At 55.6% G+C, this 24,122-nt stretch carries 23 protein-coding genes; 8 read left to right on the top strand and 15 right to left on the bottom strand.

What is annotated here, in order from left to right:
- Positions 1-466: 466 nt before the first annotated feature.
- Positions 467-1,189 (top strand): ABC transporter ATP-binding protein, encoded by a 723-nt coding sequence (locus NL510_RS15850; protein WP_253378073.1) that lies wholly within the window; start codon positions 467-469, stop codon positions 1,187-1,189.
- Here the strand turns inward: NL510_RS15850 and bioD are convergent.
- Genes bioD through bioB form a run of 4 tightly spaced genes read right to left on the bottom strand, consistent with a single transcriptional unit; the run spans position 1,152 to position 4,779 of the window.
- Positions 1,152-1,853 (bottom strand): dethiobiotin synthase, encoded by a 702-nt coding sequence (gene bioD, locus NL510_RS15855; protein ID WP_253378074.1) that lies wholly within the window; start codon positions 1,851-1,853, stop codon positions 1,152-1,154. The genes NL510_RS15850 and bioD overlap by 38 nt on opposite strands.
- A complete protein-coding gene (gene bioC / locus NL510_RS15860) occupies positions 1,846-2,601 on the bottom strand; it encodes a malonyl-ACP O-methyltransferase BioC (protein WP_253378075.1) in 756 nt (251 codons plus the stop codon). Before bioC ends, bioD begins: the two co-directional genes overlap by 8 nt.
- The gene (bioF, locus tag NL510_RS15865) at positions 2,588-3,742 is read right to left on the bottom strand and encodes an 8-amino-7-oxononanoate synthase (protein WP_253378076.1); all 1,155 of its coding nucleotides are present in this window, start codon (positions 3,740-3,742) and stop codon (positions 2,588-2,590) included. The genes bioC and bioF overlap by 14 nt, the downstream gene beginning before the upstream one ends.
- Positions 3,739-4,779 carry a biotin synthase BioB gene (gene bioB, locus NL510_RS15870; RefSeq protein WP_253378077.1) on the bottom strand — a complete coding sequence of 347 codons (1,041 nt, stop codon included), beginning with the start codon at positions 4,777-4,779 and terminating at the stop codon, positions 3,739-3,741. Before bioB ends, bioF begins: the two co-directional genes overlap by 4 nt.
- An 86-nt stretch (positions 4,780-4,865) precedes the next feature.
- Between bioB and bioA the strand changes: the two genes are divergently transcribed.
- Together bioA and NL510_RS15880 are read left to right on the top strand one after the other, a co-directional pair.
- On the top strand, positions 4,866-6,155 hold the full coding sequence (bioA, locus tag NL510_RS15875; RefSeq protein WP_436299140.1) for an adenosylmethionine--8-amino-7-oxononanoate transaminase: 1,290 nt from the start codon (positions 4,866-4,868) through the stop codon (positions 6,153-6,155).
- Positions 6,156-6,205: 50 nt separating this feature from the next.
- Positions 6,206-6,682: a kinase inhibitor gene (locus NL510_RS15880; RefSeq protein WP_253378079.1), complete on the top strand. Its 477-nt coding sequence runs from the start codon at positions 6,206-6,208 to the stop codon at positions 6,680-6,682.
- Positions 6,683-6,730: 48 nt separating this feature from the next.
- On the opposite strand, the gene hutH is transcribed toward NL510_RS15880, so the two are convergent.
- The 5 genes from hutH to hutI all read right to left on the bottom strand — a co-directional run bounded on the left by hutH (position 6,731) and on the right by hutI (position 12,976).
- Positions 6,731-8,251 carry a histidine ammonia-lyase gene (gene hutH / locus NL510_RS15885; protein ID WP_253378080.1) on the bottom strand — a complete coding sequence of 507 codons (1,521 nt, stop codon included), beginning with the start codon at positions 8,249-8,251 and terminating at the stop codon, positions 6,731-6,733.
- Positions 8,251-9,936, bottom strand: a complete 1,686-nt coding sequence (gene hutU, locus NL510_RS15890) for a urocanate hydratase (protein ID WP_253378081.1) — start codon at positions 9,934-9,936, stop codon at positions 8,251-8,253. Before hutU ends, hutH begins: the two co-directional genes overlap by 1 nt.
- Before the next feature lie 127 nt (positions 9,937-10,063).
- Entirely contained in the window at positions 10,064-10,798 is a 735-nt protein-coding gene (locus NL510_RS15895) for a histidine utilization repressor (protein ID WP_253384955.1), read from the bottom strand.
- A 19-nt stretch (positions 10,799-10,817) separates the two neighbouring features.
- Entirely contained in the window at positions 10,818-11,756 is a 939-nt protein-coding gene (hutG, locus tag NL510_RS15900; RefSeq protein ID WP_253378082.1) for a formimidoylglutamase, read from the bottom strand.
- Positions 11,753-12,976: an imidazolonepropionase gene (gene hutI / locus NL510_RS15905; protein WP_253378083.1), complete on the bottom strand. Its 1,224-nt coding sequence runs from the start codon at positions 12,974-12,976 to the stop codon at positions 11,753-11,755. The genes hutG and hutI overlap by 4 nt, the downstream gene beginning before the upstream one ends.
- 223 nt (positions 12,977-13,199) lie before the next feature.
- Here hutI and NL510_RS15910 point away from each other — a divergent pair, with 223 nt between their 5' ends.
- The gene (locus NL510_RS15910) at positions 13,200-14,483 is read left to right on the top strand and encodes a putative acyl-CoA thioester hydrolase (RefSeq protein ID WP_253378084.1); all 1,284 of its coding nucleotides are present in this window, start codon (positions 13,200-13,202) and stop codon (positions 14,481-14,483) included.
- 71 nt (positions 14,484-14,554) lie between these two features.
- Here NL510_RS15910 and NL510_RS15915 read toward each other — a convergent pair whose 3' ends face one another.
- Together NL510_RS15915 and pgl are read right to left on the bottom strand one after the other, a co-directional pair.
- Positions 14,555-15,142 (bottom strand): hypothetical protein, encoded by a 588-nt coding sequence (locus NL510_RS15915; RefSeq protein WP_253378085.1) that lies wholly within the window; start codon positions 15,140-15,142, stop codon positions 14,555-14,557.
- A 324-nt stretch (positions 15,143-15,466) separates the two neighbouring features.
- Entirely contained in the window at positions 15,467-16,462 is a 996-nt protein-coding gene (gene pgl / locus NL510_RS15920; protein WP_253378086.1) for a 6-phosphogluconolactonase, read from the bottom strand.
- A gap of 137 nt (positions 16,463-16,599) precedes the next feature.
- On the opposite strand from pgl, the gene NL510_RS15925 reads away from it, so the two are divergent.
- Positions 16,600-17,442 carry a pyridoxal phosphatase gene (locus tag NL510_RS15925; RefSeq protein ID WP_253378087.1) on the top strand — a complete coding sequence of 281 codons (843 nt, stop codon included), beginning with the start codon at positions 16,600-16,602 and terminating at the stop codon, positions 17,440-17,442.
- Positions 17,443-17,589: 147 nt separating this feature from the next.
- Here the strand turns inward: NL510_RS15925 and modC are convergent, their stop codons facing one another.
- From modC to NL510_RS15945, 4 genes are all read right to left on the bottom strand, one after another.
- Positions 17,590-18,648 (bottom strand): molybdenum ABC transporter ATP-binding protein ModC, encoded by a 1,059-nt coding sequence (modC, locus tag NL510_RS15930; RefSeq protein WP_253378088.1) that lies wholly within the window; start codon positions 18,646-18,648, stop codon positions 17,590-17,592.
- 2 nt (positions 18,649-18,650) lie between these two features.
- The gene (gene modB, locus NL510_RS15935; protein WP_253378089.1) at positions 18,651-19,340 is read right to left on the bottom strand and encodes a molybdate ABC transporter permease subunit; all 690 of its coding nucleotides are present in this window, start codon (positions 19,338-19,340) and stop codon (positions 18,651-18,653) included.
- On the bottom strand, positions 19,340-20,113 hold the full coding sequence (gene modA, locus NL510_RS15940; RefSeq protein WP_253378090.1) for a molybdate ABC transporter substrate-binding protein: 774 nt from the start codon (positions 20,111-20,113) through the stop codon (positions 19,340-19,342). The genes modB and modA overlap by 1 nt, the downstream gene beginning before the upstream one ends.
- Before the next feature lie 177 nt (positions 20,114-20,290).
- Positions 20,291-20,440, bottom strand: coding sequence for an AcrZ family multidrug efflux pump-associated protein (locus tag NL510_RS15945; protein ID WP_042321036.1), 150 nt, complete (start codon positions 20,438-20,440; stop codon positions 20,291-20,293).
- 127 nt (positions 20,441-20,567) lie between these two features.
- Between NL510_RS15945 and modE the strand changes: the two genes are divergently transcribed.
- The 3 genes from modE to galE all read left to right on the top strand — a co-directional run bounded on the left by modE (position 20,568) and on the right by galE (position 24,113).
- Positions 20,568-21,356: a molybdenum-dependent transcriptional regulator gene (gene modE, locus NL510_RS15950; protein ID WP_253378091.1), complete on the top strand. Its 789-nt coding sequence runs from the start codon at positions 20,568-20,570 to the stop codon at positions 21,354-21,356.
- 67 nt (positions 21,357-21,423) lie between these two features.
- Positions 21,424-22,896 (top strand): molybdate ABC transporter ATP-binding protein ModF, encoded by a 1,473-nt coding sequence (gene modF / locus NL510_RS15955; RefSeq protein WP_253378092.1) that lies wholly within the window; start codon positions 21,424-21,426, stop codon positions 22,894-22,896.
- Positions 22,897-23,096: 200 nt separating this feature from the next.
- Complete coding sequence (galE, locus tag NL510_RS15960; protein WP_253378093.1) at positions 23,097-24,113, top strand: UDP-glucose 4-epimerase GalE; 1,017 nt, start codon at positions 23,097-23,099, stop codon at positions 24,111-24,113.
- The last annotated feature ends 9 nt before the right edge of the window (positions 24,114-24,122 follow it).

Genomic DNA, 24,122 nt, shown 5'->3' on the forward strand with positions numbered 1-24,122 from the left:
ATTGCTTTTATCTAACTCGCTAATTAGCAAAAGATATTTTCAAAAGCCGCCTTTCGCATCAATTCACGCGTAACCCGCGTACTCTCTAGCTTATCGCGTGTTTTCTAACTCTAATGCACATGGTTATCCACAGGAATAGTGGATAACTGCTTCCAGCCCGTACGGACCGTACCTCGGCTAATTCCCGGTTTTTCCCACGAGACGTGAGCAAAAAATATTTATCGTGATTTTTCGATGATTTTTTGTTGAGCCATTTTTAGCCACCCGGTGAGATCTTAATCACAGATCCACGTTTGCACCACGTCCTGACCATTGCGGCACTGTGGTTGTGCAACAGGGTCTTCCCGGCGGGGTGAGACTGGGATTAATTCCTAAAAAAATCTCATTTTTAATCATTTTAGTGTTCTGGCAGGCGTTTTGCACTTCTCACCCTGGGCCTTACCCACACCCGTTTAAGGAGAGAAAGATGTTGAGTCTGCGTGCTATTAATCAGTTTTACGGAAGCCAACATACGCTATGGAATGTCGATTTAGATTTACCCCAGGGCTTATGCACCGGGGTGGTGGGTTTGCCCGGCATGGGCAAAACCACCCTGATGAACTGCATCACCGGTGCTTTGCCCGTGGAGAGTGGAACCATCGTCTGGCATGAGGCCGGAGCGTCCCCCTGCAACTTGCTGAGCATGGTTGCGGAGCAGCGGTCCCGGCTGGGTATTGGCTATGTGCCACAGGACAGGCGGATCTTTTCCCAGCTTACCGTCGAGGAGAATTTACATATTGCGATGCGCGCAACCGGCATGACAGATGCAACGGCGAAATTCGAGGTTTATGACCTGTTTCCCCTCCTGTATACGCTACGAAAAACCCGCGCCAACGGGCTTTTGCCTGACGACCAGTATCAGCTGGCGCTGGCAAATGCGCTGATTACCCGCCCGCGCGTGCTGATCCTTGATGAGCCGATGCATGGCGCGGGGCACAGTTATGCTCAGAAGCTTGGACAACTGCTGGTGCGGTTAAGCCGGGAATGGGGGATGACAGTGCTGCTGGCGGAACAACAGCTTTCGTTTATCCGCCGGTTCGCGGATCGTTTCTGCATGCTGTACTGCGGACGCAACGTGGCGCAGGGCCACGTCAACGCATTAGATGATGGGCTTATCGCTCACTGGATGTCGCGGGATGCAAGGCGCTGAGGTTGAGGTAGCGCCCGGTTTCGGCCTGTTCTGCCCCTTCGGCCAGCCACGGGATCTCCCCCAGGAACGGCGCGGGCAGAACCCGTTTGAGCGTGGACAGATACTCCGGGTGGCGTTTCCCCGGCGCGACCACGTCGTTGGCTATCCAGCCTGCCAGGCGCAGCCCGGCCTGTTGCACGGCCTGCGCCGTTAGCATAGCGTGGTTGATGCAACCGAGCTTCACCCCGACGACCAGAATCACCGGGAGCTGTTCGGCCTGCACCCAGTCGGCAAAGGTGTGATGGTCTGAAAGCGGGGTAAACCAGCCGCCTGCGCCTTCTACCAGCACCCAGTCAGCCTGGCTTTCCAGCGAGCGCAGCCCGGCAGACAACAGGCTAAAATCAATCGGCCTGCCTTCATCGGCGCTGATGATATGCGGTGAGGTCGGCTCGGCAAAGGTGTACGGATTCACCGCCGGATAGTCCAGTTCAAGCGTGCTGTGACGCTGTAGCGCCAGCGCATCGCTATTGCGTAATCCTTGCGCCGTCATCTCGCTGCCGGAAGCGACAGGTTTATATCCGGCGGTGATTTTCCCCTGCAAACGGGCAGCCTGCAGCAGCGCGGCGCTGGCGACCGTTTTGCCCACTTCCGTATCCGTGCCGGTGACAAAATAACGTTCAGTCACGTTCAATAATCCCATGAAAAAGGTGATAAGAGAGCGGGAAATATCCCCGCGGCTGCGGCCAGGTAAGCTCCAGGCGCTGTAGTTGCCCGCGGGTGAGCGGTTTTCTCACCCGTCCGGCATGCAGATGTGTCGCGCCAATGCCCTTCAGAGAGCGCATGGCGCTGAGGGCATCGCTAAAGTTAAGCGTGATGGTCTGCACCGCGCTGCGATAGCGCCAGCCTGAAAGCGCCTGGATAACCTGGTGGTGTGATAAAAAGCGGTTGGCATGCGGCTGTTCATCCACCGCACGCCATGCCAGGTTTAACTCCGGCAGCGAACTTTCCAGCAACGTAGTAAAGGCCACACAGCCTCCGGGACGCGCCAGACGATACAGCTCGCCAAGCGCCTGCGGTAAACTGCTGCACCACTGCACCGCCAGGTGGCTCCAGACCAGATCGAACTGCGCATTCGCCAGCGGGATCGCTTCGATATCGGCCAGCAGATAATGATCCGCCGCCTGCTGCTGACGCGCCTGCTCGAGCATCTGCGCACTAAGATCGATGGCTGTAACCTCGCTCCCCTCCTCGCGCCAGTGGCGGCTATTGCTGCCGGGGCCACAACCAGCGTCAAGCACCTGCGCAAAGCGGCGCTTACCCAATGTAGCCAGCAGTCCCTGCGCGCTCTGGCGCTGCAGTTCGTCATGCTGTGAATAGCTGCGGGCGGCCCTGCCAAACGCCGCAGCGATGGCCTGCTTATCAACTGGCGTCATGCAATGCCTCCAGCAGCGTATCGATATCCTGGGTATCGTGCGCTGCCGTAAGCGTCAGACGCAGGCGAGCCGTACCCGGCGGCACGGTGGGCGGACGAATGGCAGTAACCCATATTCCGCGCGCGCGCAGGGCACCGGCCAGCGCCAGCGCCCGGGCGTTATCCCCGACGATCGCAGGCTGGATAGCACTTTGCGAATCAGTACGCTGCAGCGCCAAAGCGTGTAAACCCCGACGTAAACGTTGAATGTGTTCAGACAGACGCTCCCGCCGCTCTGCCCCCTCGGCGCTGCGAATAATCGCCACCGACGCAGACAGCGCCACGGCCTGCGCGGGCGGCATACTGGTGCTGTAAATCAGGTGTCTGGCGAACTGCAGCAGATAGTCAGCGACCGAATCACTGCACAGCACCGCCGCACCGCTCACGCCAAAGCCTTTGCCGAAGGTGACAATCAGCAGTTCCGGCTTCACGTTTTGCTGATGCGCGCTGCCGCGCCCTTCATCCCCCGTCACGCCTGTTCCGTGGGCATCATCAACCAACAGCCAGCCATTCTGTTTTTTCACCGCGTCATGCAGCGCTCGCAGTGGCGCACTGTCGCCGTCCATGCTAAAGACGCCTTCGGTTACCACCAGCTGTTGCCCGACACAGGGTTTATCAAGTAAGGCAGAAAGCTGCGCGACATCGTTATGGGCAAAGCGTCGCAGTTGAGCCGGGCTTAAATTAGCCGCTTCGAGCAGCGAAGCGTGGCTTAAGCGATCGGCGATGATACGGTCATCTTTGTCCGTCATCGCAGCAATGACCGCCTGATTAGCCGCAAAGCCCGAGATGAACAGCAGCGCACGCGCATAACCCAGCCAGCCGGCAAGCTCCTCTTCAAGCCCCTGATGCGCCGTCGTGTAGCCGCTGACATGCCCTGAACCGCCGCTGCCCACGCCGTAGCGATCCGCCCCCTGCTGCCAGGCCCGCACGATGGCCGGATGCTGGCTTAACCCCAGATAATCATTACTGGAGAAATTACAAAACCGCCGCCCCTCCCGAGTGAGAAATCGGCCTGCCCCGTTTTCCACCGCCTGACGTACGCGAAAAGCCGCCGCCGCACGGCGTGCCTGCAGGGCGGAATCAATACGTTGTTGCCAGGTCATACGGCGGCCGCGTTGTAGAACTGTTCGGTGTCGGCGTTGAAAATCTGCTGCTCCAGCTGCTGCTGTTGCTCGTTATCCCCCGTCGTCACTGCTGTTTGATGCGGGTTCAACCCCAGCTTACGAAACAGCTGCACGTCTTTGTCCTCTTCCGGGTTGGGCGTCGTCAGCAGTTTGCAGCCGTAGAAAATGGAATTTGCCCCGGCCATAAAGCACATGGCCTGCGTCTGCTCGCTCATCTGCTCACGACCGGCAGACAGGCGCACGAAGGAGGTCGGCATCATGATGCGCGCCACCGCGATGGTACGGATGAAGTCAAACGGATCCACATCCTCGTTGTCCGCCATTGGCGTGCCTTTGACCTTCACCAGCATGTTGATCGGCACACTTTCCGGTGGCGTCGGCAGGTTTGCCAGCTGGAGCAGTAGCCCGGCACGATCGTTTACCGTCTCGCCAAGGCCGATAATGCCGCCAGAACAGACCTTGATGCCCGCATCACGCACGTTATCCAGCGTGTCGAGACGCTCCTGATAGGTACGGGTGGTGATGATATTGCCGTAAAACGCCGGTGAGGTGTCGAGGTTATGGTTGTAGTAATCCAGCCCTGCCGACGAGAGGCGTTGCGCCTGTTCTTCATTCAGCGTGCCCAGCGTCATGCAGGCCTCCAGGCCCATCTCTTTAACGCCTTTCACCATTTGTTCAAGGTAGGGCATGTCGCGATCGTGCGGATTCTTCCACGCGGCCCCCATGCAGAAACGGGTTGAACCTGCGTTTTTCGCCTTACGTGCCGAGTCAAGCACCTGCTCGACCTCCATCAACCGCTCGGCTTCAAGACCGGTTTTATAGCGCGCGCTTTGGGGACAATATTTACAGTCTTCCGGACAGGCGCCGGTTTTGATCGACAGCAGCGTACTGACCTGAACATGGCGCGGGTCGAAGTGCTGACGATGCACCTGTTGCGCTTCAAACATCAGTTCCAGGAAAGGTTTGTTGAATAATTCAGTAACTTGCGACATCGTCCAGCGTGCGTGGTGAGCCATTGGGCTTCTCCAAAGGGTTTTGTTAATCGTCAGTTCGGTTTATACTTGTAAACCTAAATGTTTTCAAAATGGTTTACAAGTCGATTATGACCCAGGACGATCTCGCCTTCGACAAGCAGCATATCTGGCACCCTTACACCTCCACGACCCACCCCTTACCGGTCTATCCAGTAGCCTCTGCGCACGGTTGTACGCTCCAGCTTGCCAGCGGCGAACAGCTTATTGACGGGATGTCCTCCTGGTGGGCAGCCATTCACGGCTATAACCATCCGCGTTTAAATGCTGCCATGAAAACGCAAATTGATCGGATGTCGCACGTCATGTTTGGCGGCATCACCCATCCGCCTGCGGTTGATCTGTGCCGTCGTCTGGTCGCGATGACGCCCGACGCGCTGGAGTGCGTATTCCTTGCCGACTCCGGCTCCGTGGCCGTTGAAGTGGCGATGAAAATGGCGCTGCAATACTGGCATGCAAGGGGAGAAATCCGTCAGCGATTCCTCACCTTCCGTAACGGCTACCACGGCGATACGTTTGGCGCCATGTCAGTGTGCGATCCCGATAACTCAATGCACAGCTTGTGGAAAGGGTATTTGCCGGAAAATCTGTTTGCTCCGGCGCCTCAAAGCCGTTTCGACGGCGAATGGAATGAAATGGACATGGTCGGCTTTGCGCGGCTGATGGCGGCACATCGCCATGAAATTGCTGCCGTTATTCTTGAGCCGATTGTTCAGGGCGCAGGCGGGATGCGCATGTATCATCCACATTGGCTGAAGCGCATTCGCAAGATGTGTGACCGCGAAGGGATTCTGCTGATTGCCGATGAAATCGCCACCGGCTTCGGCCGTACGGGCAAGCTGTTCGCCTGTGAACACGCGGGGATCGCGCCGGACATTTTGTGTCTTGGCAAAGCGCTGACTGGCGGCACCATGACCCTTTCCGCCACCCTCACCACCCGCCACGTTGCGGATACTATCAGCGACGGCGACGCAGGCTGCTTTATGCATGGTCCGACGTTTATGGGCAATCCGCTGGCCTGTGCGGTAGCAAGCGAAAGCCTCGCAATCCTGGAAAGCGGCGAATGGCAGGCGCAGGTCGCAACGATTGAAGCGCAACTGAAGAATGAACTGGACGAGGCTTGTGGGGCCGAATTCGTGACGGACGTGCGTGTGCTCGGCGCTATTGGCGTCATTGAGACAACGCATCCGGTGAACATGGCGGCCCTGCAACGCTTTTTCGTTGAACAGGGCGTATGGGTCCGCCCCTTCGGTAAGCTTATCTATCTGATGCCGCCGTACCTAATCACGCAGACGCAATTGCGCACCTTAACCCGTGCGGTAGTTGAAGCCGTTCATATTCCGGCACATTTCACGATTTAACCCAATACGTTACACTTCTAAAAAAGCAGTGATTAGCGAGGGTAAATCGTATGAAAATCATCAGTAAAGATCTGCGCGACGGTGAAAAATTGCCAGAGCGTCACGTTTTCAACGCCATGGGCTATCAGGGGGATAACCTCTCTCCGCATCTGGCATGGGATGATGTTCCCGCCGGAACAAAGAGCTTTGTCGTCACCTGCTATGACCCGGATGCACCAACCGGCTCTGGCTGGTGGCACTGGATAGTGGCTAACCTGCCTGCGGATACGCGCGTATTGCCGCAGGGTTCAGGTTCGAGCCTTGTCGCCCTGCCGGAGGGCGCCATCCAGACCCGTACCGATTTCGGCAAAGCGGGCTACGGCGGCGCGGCACCGCCTAAAGGGGAAACCCACCGCTATATCTTCACGGTGCATGCGCTGGATGTAGATAAGATTGAGGTAGATGAAGGTGCGAGCGGCGCGATGGTGGGATTTAACGTGCACTTCCATTCCCTGGGAAGTGCGACGATTACCGCGATGTATTGTTGATAACGTCAACACATTTCCCTCACTCCGGAGGCCCGGAGTGAGGGATAATCACAGAATTGCCGGTAATAGCCCTACCAGCCGTCCTTCCTCAAGCAGCGCCATCGCCTGAGCAATATCCGGCGCAAAGAAGCGGTCATCATCGTAATGCGAAACCTGCTCGCGCAGCACCTGACGCGCCTGCTCCAGCAGCGGGCTAGATTTTAGCCCTTCACGTAAGTCTATGCCCTGACTGGCAGCCAGCCATTCCACCGCCAACACGCCGCGGGTATTCGCAGCCATTTCCCACAGACGACGCCCGGCAGCCGGCGCCATGGAAACATGATCTTCCTGGTTTGCTGACGTTGGCAGACTGTCCACGCTGTGGGGATGAGAGAGCGCTTTGTTCTCGCTCGCCAGCGCCGCCGCCGTGACCTGAGCAATCATAAAGCCCGAGTTCACCCCACCGTTGCGCACCAGGAACGGCGGCAACTGGGACATATGTTTATCCATCATCAGCGCGATACGTCGCTCAGACAGCGCGCCCACCTCAGCAATTGCCAGCGCAATATTATCTGCCGCCATCGCCACCGGCTCAGCGTGGAAATTACCGCCAGAAACCACCTCATTTTCCTGAGCAAATACCAGCGGGTTATCAGACACCGCGTTGGCTTCTGTCAGTAACACCTCTGCCGCCTGACGCAACTGCGTCAAACAGGCGCCCATCACCTGCGGCTGACAGCGCAGCGAGTAGGGGTCCTGCACTTTGTCGCAGTTATGGTGAGACTCAGCAATCTCGCTGCTCCCGGTAAGTAAATGGCGATACAGGGCGGCCGCGTCTATCTGCCCACGCTGACCGCGCACCGCGTGAATACGTGGGTCAAACGGACGACGTGAACCCAGCACGGCCTCGGTCGTCAATGCACCACACACCACCGCTGACGCAAACAGATCTTCGGCCTCAAACAGGCCACGCAGCGCAAAGGCGGTAGAGGCCTGCGTTCCGTTAAGCAGCGCCAGGCCCTCTTTCGCCGCCAGCGTGATGGGTGCCAGCCCGGCTTTTTTCAGCGCCTCTTTTGCCGATAGCCATTCGCCCTGCCAGCGCGCCTGTCCTTCGCCCAGCAGCAGCAGCGACATGTGCGCCAGCGGAGCCAAATCGCCTGATGCGCCGACAGAGCCTTTTGTCGGGATCCACGGACAGACTTGCGCATTGACCAGCGCCATCAGCGCCTGGATAACGCGCAGACGAATCCCCGAGAAACCGCGCGCCAGGCTGTTGATTTTGAGCACCATCATCAGACGGACTATCTCATCATCCAGCGGCTGACCGACGCCCGCCGCGTGCGACAGCACCAGCGAACGCTGCAGATTTTCCAGATCGTGCGTCGCGATGCGCGTCTGCGCCAGCAGGCCAAAACCGGTGTTGATGCCGTAGGCCGTTCGCCCCTCGGCCACCATCGCCTCGACGCAGGCCACACTGTCGTTGATGGCCGCGTGCGCACTTTCATCAAGCGACAGGGTGACCGGGTGACGCCAGACGCTACGCAGTTGTGTAAGCGTCAGGGAGCCGGGAGAGAGTGTTAAGGCGTTCATTATGGCTTTCCTTGTGTGGCAGGGATCATCGGCAGGTTGAGTCCCTGCTCTTTGGCACATTCAATCGCTATCTCATAACCGGCATCGGCGTGGCGCATCACCCCCGTTGCCGGATCGTTGTGCAGCACGCGCGCAATACGTGCGGCGGCGTCATCGGTTCCATCACAGACGATGACCATTCCCGCGTGCTGGGAGAAGCCCATTCCCACGCCGCCACCGTGGTGCAGTGACACCCAGGTCGCGCCGCTGGCGGTATTTAACAGGGCGTTCAGCAACGGCCAGTCGGAGACGGCATCGGAGCCGTCGCGCATGGCTTCGGTTTCGCGATTCGGGCTGGCAACCGAGCCTGAGTCCAGGTGGTCACGGCCAATCACAATCGGCGCGGAGACGTCACCACTGCGTACCATTTCGTTAAAGGCGAGGCCGAGTTTTTGCCGCCACTCCAGCCCTACCCAGCAGATACGCGCTGGTAAGCCCTGGAAATTGATACGCTCACGCGCCATCTCCAGCCAGCGGTGCAGGTGTTCATCGTCCGCGACAATCTCTTTGACTTTGGCGTCGGTTTTGTAGATGTCCTGCGGATCACCGGACAAGGCCACCCAGCGGAAGGGTCCAATACCGCGACAGAACAGAGGGCGAATATAGGCAGGCACAAAGCCGGGGAAGTCAAAGGCGTTGCTGACGCCCATCTCTTTCGCCATCTGGCGGATATTGTTGCCGTAATCGAAGGTCGGAATGCCCCTCTGACTAAACGCCAGCATGGCGCTCACGTGATCGGCCATGGACCGTTTAGCGGCGAGTACCGTGCCCTGCGGGTCAGTTTCGGCGTGTTGCTGGTAGTCTTCCCACGTCCAGCCTTTTGGCAGATAACCGTGCAGCGGATCATGGGCGCTGGTCTGGTCGGTGACGAGATCCGGGCGCACGCCACGGGCGACCAGCTCGGGGAGGATTTCCGCCGCATTGCCGCACAGGGCAATGGACACCGCTTTGCCTTCGCCAGCGTAGTGAGCGATCCGCGCCAGGGCATCATCCAGGTCGGCAGCCTGTTCGTCCACATAGCGGGTACGCAGACGGAAATCGATGCGGCTCTGCTGGCATTCAATGTTGAGCGAACAGGCGCCGGCAAGGGTCGCGGCCAGCGGCTGCGCGCCGCCCATTCCGCCCAGACCGGCGGTGAGCACCCAGCGCCCTTTCAGGGAGCCGTTATAGTGCTGACGCCCCGCTTCGACGAAGGTTTCATAGGTGCCCTGCACAATTCCCTGGCTACCGATGTAGATCCAGCTCCCCGCCGTCATCTGGCCGTACATCGCCAGCCCTTTGGCATCCAGCTCGTTGAAGTGCGCCCACGTTGCCCAGTGCGGCACCAGGTTCGAGTTGGCAATCAGCACGCGCGGCGCGTGTTCATGGGTTTTGAATACGCCGACCGGTTTGCCGGATTGCACCAGCAGCGTTTCGTTATGTTCCAGAGTAATCAGGGATTCGATAATGGCGTCATAGCATTCCCAGTTGCGCGCGGCGCGTCCAATGCCGCCGTAAACCACCAGCTCATGGGGGTTTTCCGCCACCTCGGGATCAAGGTTATTCATCAACATGCGCAACGGTGCTTCCGTAAGCCAGCTTTTGGCGGTAAGCGTAGTGCCGCGCGGGGCGCGAATATCCTGCTGGCGAAATTTACCTGACGTCATTGTGTGCTCCTCATACGGGACGGATGATGCATTAAGATATACTTGTATAGACAAGCACACACAAGATTGAATTTAACAGAAAATATACAATTTTGTAATATTGCGTTAGCTATCACGCTTTTAAAATTTATGACATAAAGTGGCCCTGCAGCCGGTAACGATCGCCCGGAAACAGCAGCGTTGCATGCGATACAATTTGCGATGCCGACCAGGTCCGGCGACGAATAAGCAGGCACGGATCGTGCTCTTTAATGCGCAGAATCTCGCACTCCCGCGGCGTAGCGCGAACCGCTTCAACGATGTGCTCCCCTTCCGTCAGCGGTGCGACGAGCGAGAGCCAGGCATGTGGCGTGGTCTGGGTGTAATCCTGATCCAGGTAATCCGGCACGCTAATCGCGTTCACGCAGCGGTCTTCAATCTGCACGGGAACATCGCTCTCAAAATGCACCATCACCGAATGGTAAATACGGGCGCCCTCTTGTACGTTAAGCGCCACGGCCTGCTCCGTACTCGCCTGCGTCTCTTCGAGCACCAGTACTTCGCAGCGGTGTCGATGGTTTCGCGCCGCAATTTCATCGGCGATGCTGCGAATTTCAAACAGTGCCGACTGTCCCTTGGGTTCCGCGACAAAGGTCCCTACCCCCTGCAGGCGCACCAGAAGCCCTTCGTCGGTCAGCTCGCGTAACGCCCGGTTGATGGTCATTCGGCTAAAGCCAAACTGCGCCACCAGCTCGGCCTCTGACGGAATACGGTCGTGCGCCCGCCAGACGCCGGCCGCAATTTTTTCGCTGATCGCCTGCTTCACCTTTTCATAAAAAGGGGCGGGCGGGCTGGATTGAGGCTCGGGTAAGCGTGAAAACATCATGGCTCCTTCAACAGTGTTATGCCCACCAGTGAGCAATTTGCCAGGCCAGACGGGCGGCAAGCTTCGCCCCTTGTCCATCCCGATCGTAATGTGGATTAAACTCGACCAGATCGGCTGCCTGCAGCTTGCCGCTGCGGCAGATCCGCTCAATAACCGGGAGCAGATCCAGCGCCGGAATACCTAACGCCGCAGGGGCAGAGACGGCAGGCATTTCGCCTGCCGGCAAGACATCCAGGTCAATAGTGAGATAGAGGCGATCGGCCTGCGCCAGCACTTTCTCCAGGGAAGTTAATGCCTCCCGGCGAAAGTACAGATCTTCTACCAGCGTGACGTTGAGCCGCGTAGCTTCGTCCCAGAGCGCCTGCGTGTTCGCCGCACGGCTTACCCCCAGACAGGCGTAGTGAAATTCACGCGCATTTTCAGTGCAGTGGTGCGCGAGCTGGCGAAACGGAGTGCCGGAGGTCGCACGGTCGGCTTTACGCAGGTCAAAGTGCGCATCAAGGTTGATGACCATCACGCGCTCGTGGGGGAAGGCATCCAGCACACCGCGACCGTGCGCCCAGGCGGTTTCGTGGCCGCCGCCAAACACCAGTGTGCGCATGCCTGACTGCTGACACGTTACCACCGCATCGCTTAAGGCCTGCTGGGCGGCCTCCAGGTCGTCGCCCTCGGCATAAACAGAGCCCATATCGATAAGCCGTTCATGTCCCGGATGGCTGGCCATATTCGCCAGCGCCCGGCGCAGCACGTCAGGAGCCTGCGCGGCGCCGGGCCTGCCGTGGTTGCGCTTTACCCCTTCATCACATTCAAAACCGATCAACGCGATGCCTGATGGCATGGGGATGAACTGTTTTTGCTGACGCAGGGTCTGGAAAATACGTTGCGCATTGCCGGCTTCGGCGCTGTCGTCGCGCCCTTGCCAGACCGTTTCTGCAACGGGCCGCCACAGCTTCATACCCGCTTCCCCCGGAAAACACGTTGATACAGTGGATTACGCCCCGGTTCGTAGACCATTTCCACCGGATATTGTGCATCCCAGACGATAAAATCAGCGACAAACCCGGCCTTGAGTTGTCCATGCGTCGCGCCACGACCCAGCGCCTGCGCTGCATGTCGCGTCACGCCAGCCCAGGCCTCTTCCGGCGTCAGGCCAAACTGTACGCAGGCCATGTTCATCGCCAGGTGAAGGCTGGCAAACGGGCTGGTGCCGGGGTTATAGTCGGTGGCGACGGCCATTGGGACGCCGCTTTGGCGGAGTTGCTCAACCGGAGGGCGCTGCCGCTCCTGTAGAAAATAGAAAGCGCCGGGCAACAGCACGGCGACCGTATCGCTTTGAACCATCGCCTGGATCCCGGCGTTGTCGAGATATTCAATGTGATCGGCCGAGAGACCGTTATAGCGGCTGACCAGCGCAGCCCCGCCCAGATGTGAAAGCTGCTCCACATGTCCTTTTACAGGAATACCCAGCGCAGTCGCGGCCTGAAAGACGCGTTCGCTTTGCGCCAGTGTAAAGCCGACATGTTCACAAAAGACATCCACGGCTTCGAACAACGCTTTTCGCCACAGTTCGGGCATGATCTGCTCACACACCAGCCTGATATAGCCGTCTGGATCGTCCCGATACTCCGCCGGAACGGCATGAGCCGCTAATAGCGTTGGGCTGATATCTATCGGATTGTTAAGACCTAATTGACGTACGACCCACAACATCTTCTCTTCAGCCTCTGCGTTCAGCCCATATCCCGATTTGATTTCAAGGGTGGTTACCCCTTCGTTCATCAGGCGCTGAAGACGCGGTTGCGCCAGTTCCAGCAAGCTTTCCGCCGAGCTGTTGCGGGTTGCCGCCACGCTGGCATTAATACCCCCGCCCTGCGCGCTGAGGGTCTGATAAGAGACCCCGTTTAGCCTTTGCTCCCACTCAGCGGCACGATCGCCACCAAACACAAGGTGGGTATGACAGTCGATAAGGCCAGGCGTCACCAGACGTCCCGCGAGATCGATACAATGACAATGCGCGGCAGGAATATCTGATTCTGCAATGACCGCCAGAATGGTATCACCCCGTACCACGATGGCGTGTTGCGCTTTCAGGCCATACGGGGTGGGATCGTCAGCAACCATTGTTGCCAGGCGTGCATTTCGCCAGATCACATCGTCAGATTGAAGCTGTTGCATGGGCATTTCTCTTGTCATGGGTTGTATAGACATTTATTTTCATCTGCTGCATGCTGTCAACCATTCTGATGTTAAATGTTATTTTTTTGTGATGATTTTCCCTGCGCGTCGGGGCAAAAATGCAACTTTTACCCTTTTTTATCTTCCCGTTTCGCTCAACTTAGTATAAAAAAGCAGGCTATTTCGTCTCTACCCTTAAGACTTGCTTATCAGGAGCTTTACCTTGAACATTTCCAGGATTTCCCGTCTGGGGTTGGCACTCGCATTTGGCGTGACGTTGTCCGCATGCAGCTCAACCCCCCCGGATCAGCAACCTTCTGAGCAGGTGGCACCGGGGACTTCATCTCGCCCGATCCTCTCTGCTGATGAAGCGAAAAACTTTACCCAGGCGCGTTACTTCACGGCGATGGATCCCAACGCTGCACCCTGGACGCCTTCTTCTATTAACCTGCCTAAGCAGCCTGACTTTGTGGTTGGACCGGCAGGCTCGAAGGGCGTAACTCACACTTCTATTCAGGCGGCGGTAGATGCTGCAATCACTAAACACAGCGCTTCTCGTCAGTTCATCGCCATTCTGCCGGGCGAATATGAAGGGACCGTTTACGTGCCGGCTGCACCGGGCAGCATTACGCTGTATGGTCTGGGCGAAAAAGCTATCGACGTGAAAATCGGTCTGGCGATTGATTCCGAACTCGATAGCACCACCTGGCGTCACCTGGTGAATCCAGCGGGTAAATACATGCCGGGTAAACCTGCCTGGTATATGTTTGATAGCTGTCAGAGCAAGCGTACCGCGACCACTGGCGTGATGTGCTCGGCAGTATTGTGGTCTCAGAATAATGGTCTGCAACTGCAGAACCTGACCATTCAGAACACCGTGGGGGACAGCGTTGACGCGGGCAACCATCAGGCCGTAGCGCTGCGCAGCGATGGCGATAAAGTGCAACTCAACAATGTGAATATTTTGGGCCGTCAGAATACCTTCTTCGTCACCAACAGTGGTGTGCAGAACACCCTGCAAAATAACCGCCTGACACGTACACTGGTCACCAACAGCTATGTTGAAGGTGACGTGGACCTGGTGTCCGGACGTGGCGCGGTGGTGTTCGATAATACCGAATTCCGCGTGGTGAACTCACGTACTCAGCAGGAAGGCTATGTGTTTGCGCCGGCAACCCAGTCTAACCTGTTCTACGGCTTCCTCGCCGTTAACAGCCGCTTCAACGCATACGGTAACGGCGTGGCGCAGCTCGGTCGTGCTCTGGATGTGGATTCTGCTACCAACGGCCAGGTGGTGATCCGCGATAGCGTGATTAACGAAGGTTTTAATACGGCAAAACCGTGGGCGGATGCCGCTATCTCCAAACGTCCGTTCTCGGGTAATACCGGTGCGGTGGATGATAAAGGCAACGTGCTGCGTAACCTGAACGATGCTAACTTCAACCGCATGTGGGAATTCAACAACCGCGGTCTGGGAAGCAGAGTGGTTGCTGAACCGAAGCAGTAAGTGATGCGTATAAGGGGGGGCGTCAATCCCCCTTTTACTGCGACTGATTACGGGAAGCTGAATATACGCTTCTAAGCGGTTTTAAAAACCGTCTGATTGTTTTTTGGGATATCGTAGTCGGTGGAAATTACCTGTTTTCGAGGAATATCGTAATCGGATGGAATTGTCTGTTCTATCGTAAATGCAGCGTTTTGATTGCCTTCCGGGTGAGTATTCCAATCGGACGGCGTTGTACTTACCTGAGATTGTAATCGCTGTAGACGCCATTGCTCAAACTCTTCAAATGGAACGAGATCCGTATCATCGTCATCTAAAGCGTTAACGCTGGCGGTTAAGGATGTCTTAATATCAGAGGTGCCAGGAGATGAGCTCTCATTCCTGAACACACTCTCATCAAAGTGAACTTTTTTCTTCGATCCTCCCAATGAATCCATGAGTTTTTTGTACCGGGAATATTCGTTAGCGCTCATTCTTAATTTGGGATGCAAACACGAAACTCGCGGCTTAATGTCCGGGGGTTTAAGGTTCGTACGGGTTGCGACGTATCCGCTTGATGTATGAATACCTTGCGTTGAATGCGTTGAGTTGAATGACGTATCAACGGAGGAATCAATGCTTGAGGTTGAATGGCATAAACATGCGTTGATATTTAAAGGCATGAACCCTCCTGATAATACTCTTTATCAATGTAGGTGAAATAATAACAAGGAACAGCGTTCATCATATGACTGGTTACTCTTTAATAAGGCAAAGGGAGCGACTCTTTTTCCACCCTGCCTGTGGAAAATCCGCATAAAAAAGTTAAAGGGAAATGAGGAATATAAAAACAGAAATTAAAGTAGAGTGACTGACCAGATGATGAGTCCTTTCTTTACAGATAGTTCACAGTGCCTTCGGCCACCATTATTATGACTGCGGTAGTTTCTCTTCGATGTGCCCATCGGGCATAAAAAACCTCGCATTTGCGAGGTTTTTTGAACCACTTAATGCGCGTTAACTACCACCCACATTGGCCCCTGACCTACGGCATAACGCCCTTTCTCTTCCAGCAGACCCTGCTCGCCGTGAATTTCGTACAGCGCAATGTGGTGGGATTTTTGCCCGGCCGCAATCAGGTATTTACCGCTGTGATCGATATTAAAGCCACGCGGCTGGGTTTCTGTCGGCTGGAAGCCTTCAATCGCCAGCACACTGCCGTCTTCCGAGACGCTAAAGATGGTGATCAGGCTTGAGGTGCGGTCACAGGCATACAGGTGACGACCATCCGGCGTGAGGTGAATATCCGCAGCCCAACGGGTGTCGGAGAAATCAGACGGCATCATATCCAGCGTCTGCACACACTCAACCTTACCGTTAGGATCGTTCAGTTCCCACACGTCGACAGAACTGTTCAGCTCGTTAACCACGTAGGCATATTGCTGGTTTGGATGGAAGACCATATGACGCGGGCCAGCCCCCTCTACGGTGGTCACCTCGGCAGGCGTCTGCGCCACCAAATGACCCTCATCGCTCAGGGTAAACAGGCAGATACGATCCTGCTTCAATGCGGGCACCCACAGCGTGCGGTTGTCCGGCGAGATATTGGCAGAGTGGCATCCTTCCAGACCCTCGACGACATCCACGGTTTCAACCGGAATACCGTCTTGTAGACGCATTACGCTAACACAGCCTGCGTTATAAGAGCCGCTGAAGATAAAGACGCCTTTGCGATCGGTCGAGATATGGGTTGGGCTTCCCGGCAATGGCGCTGCTGCGGTGTAGGTCAGCGCACCGTCATCCGGCGAGATGCGGTAGGCCAGCACGCGAAATTCCGGGCGAACGCCAACATACAGAAAACGTTTATCCGGGCTGATGACCATCGGCTGCACCTGTCCCGGCACATCCACTACCTGAACCAGCGTGAGTGTACCTTCGGTATTTAAACGCCAGACGTGGATCTGCTGGCTTTCAGGGCTGGCGGTATAAACGGTTTGTTTCATGAATACTCACTCCTCACTGCACATGTACATAGTTAACGTTTAACGATGAATGCTGAATTGTCGACGGGTGGTTTGAAGCATTCGCCTCCCGGTGTACTATCGAAAAAACGCTCTACCTAAATCAGGTGAATCACTATATGGACTATCAGGTAATCGCCCTTGATCTCGACGGTACTTTATTGACGCCAGAAAAAACTATTTTATCCGCATCATTATCTGCCCTTCAGAATGCGCGTAAAGCTGGGGCGAAGGTTGTCATCGTTACCGGTCGGCACTTTGTCGCCATTCATCCTTTTTATCAGGCATTAGGACTTAATACACCCGCTATATGTTGCAATGGTGCTTTATTGTACGATTACACCGAAAAAAGGGTCATTGCCTCAGACCCGTTACGACCAGAACAAGCGACACAATTAGTTAACTTACTTGATAGTGACAATGTCCATAGTCTGATGTATGCCGACGATGCCATGTTTTATCAGGAACCCTCGGGGCATATTACCCGTACAGAGAATTGGGCTAAGTCTCTCCCTGAATCCCAACGGCCAATTTTCAAACAAGTTCCCTCTCTTCGTGAAGCATCACAGCATGTTAATGCTATCTGGAAATTTGCCCTCACCGGCTCTGATACTGAAAAACTACAGCGCTTTGCTCAGATCGTCGAACGTGAGCTTGGGCTTGCGTGTGAATGGTCCTGGCATGACCAGGTAGATATAGCCCAAGCCGGAAACAGTAAGGGTAAACGCCTGGCACAGTGGGTTCAGACGCAAGGTTTATCTATGAGCCAGGTTATAGCCTTTGGTGATAATTTCAACGATCTAAGTATGTTGAAGCATGCTGGCCTGGGTGTTGCTATGGGTAACGCTGTTGATGAAGTCAAAGCCTGCGCTGATTTGGTAATAGGTAACAATACAGAAGCTGGAATAGCGGATGTCGTAAACCAGTACTTTGAACAAGTTCCGACAACAGAATGTCTGTAACTAAAGGGGATTTCGCCTTTAGAGCAAAGGTACGTTGAATCTTATTGCGATTGTTGACAGAGGGGTTTTGCTTACGTTGTTGAGTCTCAGGATGGGTCAATGCCCCCCTGACAGTATCACGCAGGACATTTATCCCCACTGCTGCAATCAGGTGGTGATCGAGACGCTCTTGATTTGCGCATAGAGCCACAGGCCAGGCTTTATCCCTAGCTCGTCTCTGGCCCACGGGCTAATGCGCGCCCAGAGCGTTTTACTGCCCACCTCGAGCTTTACTTCGACCTGGCCGTGATCATCAAAACACGCCGCCACTTTGGCGCGCAGTATATTTCGGATGCTGGTTTGCAGCGGGGGATGAAGTACCAGTGAAACATCCGACGCCTGAATGCGGATCCGCAGCGCAGACTGCAGCGGCTTGTCAATCTTATTAACCCACAGGTGCTGATCACCCAGCGCCAGCGCAGTCATGGCGTAATGCGGATGGTGTTCCAGCACGCTGACCTTCAGAATACTGCTCTGCTGCTCCTTCGGCAGCCAGGGGTGCATCACGCTGCTGCCCCATACCTCCTCCAGAGCGCCAAACGCTTTCACCTTGCCCGCCTCCAGCACCAGCACTTTATCTGCCAGATGCAGAATTTCGTCCAGCGAGTGGCTGACGTACAGCATGGGAATATTGATTTCACGCGCCAGACGCTGCAGATACGGTAACAATTCACGCTTGCGTGGAATATCAAGCGACGCCAGCGGCTCGTCGAGTAATAGCAGTTCCGGTGCGGTCAACAGCGCACGCCCTATCGCCACACGCTGTTTCTCGCCACCAGAGAGCGAGGAAGGCAGCCTGTCCAGCAATGGCCCGATGCCCAACAGCGCCACCAGCTTATCGAATTGTACGGCCATACTTTTCGCCATGCCGTAGCGCAGATTTCCGCGCACGCTGTAGTGCGGAAACAGCCTTGCATCCTGAAACACGTAACCGATACGGCGTTTCTCTGGGGACAGGTAAATCTTGTTTTCGACGTCATGTAACACGCGGTTATTTAAAACAATTCGCCCTGACTGCGGGTGCGTCAGACCGCTAATAGCATTAATCAGCGACGTTTTACCCGCCCCGGACACCCCAAAAATGGCGGTTATGCCGCTAGCGGGTAGCGTTTCGTTAAGCGTCAGGCAGTGGTTTCCCAGCGTCTGGGTGAAATGAAGTTCCAGCATAGTTATTTCCCCATCCGCTCGCGGCAAATACGCGCCAGCCATTCCGACACCAGCAGCGAGGCCAGCGCCAGCACAATTGAGATGATGCACAACCGCGCCGCCGCACTTTCACCGCCCGGAGTCTGAATAAGGGTGTACATCGCCGACGGAAGGGTTCGCGTCTCACCAGGGATGTTAGACACAAAGGTGATGGTCGCCCCGAACTCACCAAGCGAACGGGCAAATGCCAGCACAGTGCCGACGATAATACCCGGCAGCGTAAGGGGAAGCGTAATGGTGAAAAAGACGCGCCAGCGTCCGGCCCCCAGGGTACGGGCCGCCTGTTCTAGCTTGATGTCAACGCCTTCCAGCGCCAGGCGGATTGCCCGCACCATCAGCGGAAATGACATCACCGCGGCCGCCAGTACCGCACCACGCCAGCTGAAGGCAAACGTCAGTCCGAACCAATCGTATAGCCATGAGCCGATAAAACCACGACGACCCATTGCTATTAACAGCAGATAACCGACCACCACGGGCGGCAGAACCAGAGGAAGATGAAGAACGCTGTCCAGAAGGGCTTTGCCCGGAAACTTACAGCGAACCAATAACCAGGCAAAGAAGATCCCAAAGGGCAAACTCAGCGCAACCGCCAGGGAAGAGACTTTAAGGCTCAGCAGCACGGCCTGCCATTCAGGATCGGTCAATATCATTAGTGAGTCGTGAATCCGTAACGTTTAAAGATTGCCGACGCTTCTGGTCCCTTCAAATAGTCATAGAAGGCCGTGACGGTCGCATTTTTATGTCCATTCACCATCGCAACAGGATATTCCACTTTCTTATGGGTCTCTTCCGGGAAGGTCCCCACCACTTTGACACCCTTGCTGGCAACGGCATCAGAGCCGTAAACAATACCCAGCGGCGCTTCATTACGTTCCACCAGCGCCAGAGCGCCGCGGACATCTTCAGCCGGCGCCAGTTTTGGCGATAAGGTTTCCCACGCGCCCAGTTTCTGCAACGCTTCTTTGGCGTAAATTCCGGCCGGGACGTGGTCAGGATCGCCCACCGCCAGACGTCCACCGTTTAACAGGCGCGTCCAGTTGGTCTCTTTATTGATGGTCATAGCACCCTGGGCGCTGCTTTTTGGCGCAACGACAACAAGGCTATTGCCCAGCAGCGTTTCGCGGGTTGATGCCTCTATCGATTGCTTCTCAACCGCGTAATCCATCCACTTCTGATCGGCAGAAATAAAGAGATCGGCCGGTGCGCCCGCTTCAATCTGGCGCGCCAGCGTTGAAGAGGACGCAAACGAGGAGACGACCTCGACGTTGTGCTCTTTTTTGTATTCCGCAGCAATATCCTGCATCGCATTGGTCAGAGATGCTGCCGCAAAGACCGTGATTTTGCCTTCACCAGCCAGCGCGTGTCCGGTGAGTGAAAGCGTTAATGTTGCCCCTGCGAACAGGCGTGCCCATCTACGTGTCATCTGTAACTCCTTAGGGATCGTTATATAAAAATAAATATAACGAAACATACAGGGATATCCTAGCGATTAATCGTACTGATTGATGAGTAAAGCATATTGCTGTCAGGAATAATATCGGCGAGGAAGAGTTTAACTTGAGAGCAAAACGCCCGGGCTAGCCGGGCGTTTTGTAGGGAATCATTGCTGCTTTTTAGGCTGGTCTCGGTGACCGATGTTCGAAAAGACGTTGAACACTTCACCCAAGCCATAGATGGCACCGAGGATGATAGCCATCACTACTGGTACCATGATTACTGCGAATACCAGACTTTTCAACAACTCTAACATGGTTTTCTCCAGTTAATGTGAACAGCTTATTCTACCCTTTCAAGTGAGAAAAACATCCCCTTTTGTGCGGTGTGCTTTGCGCACTGGGCCATATGGGTCACAATATCTCTTTTGCCAGGACACCGTTATGCAGGCCGAAATTCTCCTCACATTACGACTTCAGCAGAAGCTTTTTGCCGATCCCCGACGTATCGCCCTGCTTAAACAAATAGAACAAACCGGTTCAATTAGCCAGGGGGCGAAAAACGCGGGCATCAGTTATAAAAGCGCGTGGGATGCCATCAACGAAATGAATACCCTGAGTGAGCAGACGCTGGTCGATCGAGCAACGGGCGGTAAAGGCGGCGGCGGAGCGGTGCTTACCCGCTATGGCCAACGCCTGATCCAGCTTTACGACCTGCTGGCTCACATCCAGCAAAAAGCGTTTAACGTGTTAAGTGACGACGACAACCTTCCGCTGGACAGTCTGTTAGCCGCCATCTCCCGCTTTTCGTTACAGACCAGCGCGCGTAATCAATGGTTTGGTACCGTGACAGCACGCGGTAACTCGCAGGTACAGCAGCATATCGACATCCTGCTTGCCGACGGCAGCACTCGCCTGAAAGCGGCCATCACGGCACAGAGCGGGCTGCGGCTTGGGCTGGACGAAGGTAAAGAGGTGCTGGTGTTAGTAAAGGCCCCGTGGGTAAGTATCGCCACCCGTCCCGAGCATGCTCAGGATGCAGATAACCAGCTTCACGGCGTCATCAGCCACATTGAACGCGGTGAAGAACAGTGCGAAGTACTGATGACGCTGCCAGACGGGCAAATGCTGTGCGCGACCATTCCGGCAGTCGAGGCGGTTGAATTAGAGGAAGGTGCTGTCGTTACCGCATATTTCAACGCAGACCGGGTGATTATCGCCACATTATGCTGAGCACATTGACAAGCACGTCGACAGTGCGTATCCCTGACATCCATTGCTGCAAAAAATGGGATACGTCATGTCATCATTGCACATTTCGCAAGGCACGTTTCGCCTTAGCGATACCCGAACCCTAACGCTGCCTGATTTAACATTACGCGCGGGCGAAAGCTGGGCGTTTGTTGGAACCAACGGCAGCGGGAAATCCGCACTCGCCCGCGCGCTGGCAGGAGAGCTTATCCTGCTACAAGGCGAGCGCCAGTGCGGCTTTACGCGTCTGACGCGGCTCTCGTTTGAACAGTTGCAAAAGCTGGTCAGTGAGGAGTGGCAGCGTAATAACACCGATTTGCTCAGCCCGGGTGAAGACGATACGGGCCGCACGACGGCAGAGATTATCCAGGACCACGTTAACGATCCCGCTCGCTGCCAACGACTGGCGGAACAGTTTGGCATTACCCCCCTTCTGGATCGACGTTTCAAATACCTCTCTACCGGCGAGACGCGCAAGACGCTGCTATGCCAGGCCCTGATGAGCGAGCCGGAACTGCTGATCCTGGATGAGCCTTTCGACGGGCTGGATGTGCAGTCCCGCGCTCAACTTGCTGCTCTGTTGGGCTCTCTCAACCAGGCTGGATACACGATTGTACTGGTGCTAAACCGCTTTGATGAAATCCCGGATTTTGTGCAGAACGCAGGCGTGTTGGCGGACTGTACCCTGACCGAAACCGGTACAACATCCGCATTGCTCGAACACGCGCTCGTTGCTCAACTGGCGCATAGCGAAAAACGGCAAGGCATTGCGCTGCCTGAACCCGATGTTCCCCCCGCACACCATGCGCTTGACCCCCGTGAACCCCGCATTATATTACGCGATGGCGTGGTATCTTATGACGATCGTCCGGTGCTTAATCATCTTAACTGGACAGTTGCGGCGGGTGAACACTGGCAGATCGTTGGCCCAAATGGCGCAGGTAAATCCACATTATTAAGCCTTATTACCGGCGATCATTCCCAGGGATACAGTAACGATCTCACGCTGTTTGGCCGTCGTCGCGGCAGCGGAGAAACCATCTGGGACATTAAAAAACATATTGGCTATGTCAGCAGCAGCCTGCATCTGGATTACCGCGTCAGTACCACGGTACGCAACGTGATCCTGTCCGGGTATTTTGACTCTATCGGCATTTATCAGGCGGTTTCGGATAAACAACACAAGCTGGCCCGGCGGTGGCTGGATATTCTGGGGATGGATAAGTGCATCGCCGACGCGCCGTTTCACAGTTTGTCATGGGGACAACAGCGCCTGGCGCTGATTACGCGCGCGCTGGTGAAACATCCGACGCTTCTCATTCTGGATGAACCGCTGCAGGGCCTGGACCCCCTCAACCGCCAGCTGGTCCGCCGTTTTGTTGATATTTTGATTGGCGAAGGTGAAACACAGCTATTGTTTGTTTCTCACCATGCCGAAGATGCCCCGTCATGCATCACCCATCGTCTTGAGTTTATCCCCGACGGTGAGCACTATCGTTACCTGTTGAGCAAAATTGATTAGCGCACGGAGGGCACTGCCCTCCTTTTTCAGATAACCTGCAGCAATACATATCTATCTCTTTGATCTAGAATGCTCTCAGGCAGTAATAAAGGACGCCTGAAAATCAGTGTAAACGATTCCACTAATTTATCCCATGTCACACTTTTTGCGTCTCTGTTATGCTAGGGTTAATACATACCATAAGCCCAATGGAGCGAAATATGCGAGTTCTGGTAACAGGTGGTAGCGGTTACATTGGTAGTCATACCTGCGTGCAACTGCTGAAAAACGGTCATGATGTCATTATTCTCGACAACCTGTGCAACAGTAAGCGCAGCGTACTGCCGGTGATTGAACGTCTTGCCGGCAAACAGCCCACGTTCGTGGAAGGCGACATCCGCAATGAAGCGTTGATGACCGACATCCTTCACGACCACGCCATTGAGACCGTTATCCACTTCGCGGGCCTCAAAGCAGTCGGTGAATCGGTAGCAAAACCGCTGGAGTACTACGACAATAACGTCAACGGTACGCTGCGATTGATCTCCGCCATGCGGGCGGCGAACGTCAAAAACGTTATTTTCAGTTCGTCCGCAACCGTCTATGGCGATCAGCCCCAAATCCCTTACGTTGAAAGCTTCCCGACCGGCACGCCGCAAAGCCCATACGGCAAGAGCAAGCTGATGGTGGAACAGATCCTGGCCGATCTGCAAAAAGCACAGCCAGAGTGGAGTATCGCGTTGCTGCGCTACTTCAACCCGGTGGGTGCCCATCCATCTGGCGATATGGGTGAAGATCCGCAGGGTATTCCTAATAATCTGATGCCTTACATTGCCCAAGTGGCGGTAGGTCGCCGTGACTCGCTGGCTATTTTTGGTAACGACTATCCAACCGAAGATGGCACTGGCGTGCGTGACTACATCCATGTGATGGATCTTGCCGACGGCCACGTTGCGGCAATGCAGCAGTTGGCAGACAAACCGGGCGTGCATATTTACAACCTTGGCGCCGGTGTCGGCAGCAGCGTGCTGGATGTGGTTAACGCCTTTAGCAAAGCCTGCGGCAAGCCGGTGAACTATCACTTCGCCCCACGTCGTGAGGGCGATCTTCCGGCCTACTGGGCCGATGCGTCTAAAGCCGATAAAGAGCTTAACTGGCGTGTCACCCGCACCCTTGATGAAATGGCACAGGATACCTGGCACTGGCAGTCACGCCATCCACAAGGTTATCCGGACTAAGGATCCATC

Source organism: unidentified bacterial endosymbiont, from assembly GCF_918797525.1.
Classification (GTDB): Bacteria; Pseudomonadota; Gammaproteobacteria; order Enterobacterales; family Enterobacteriaceae; genus Enterobacter.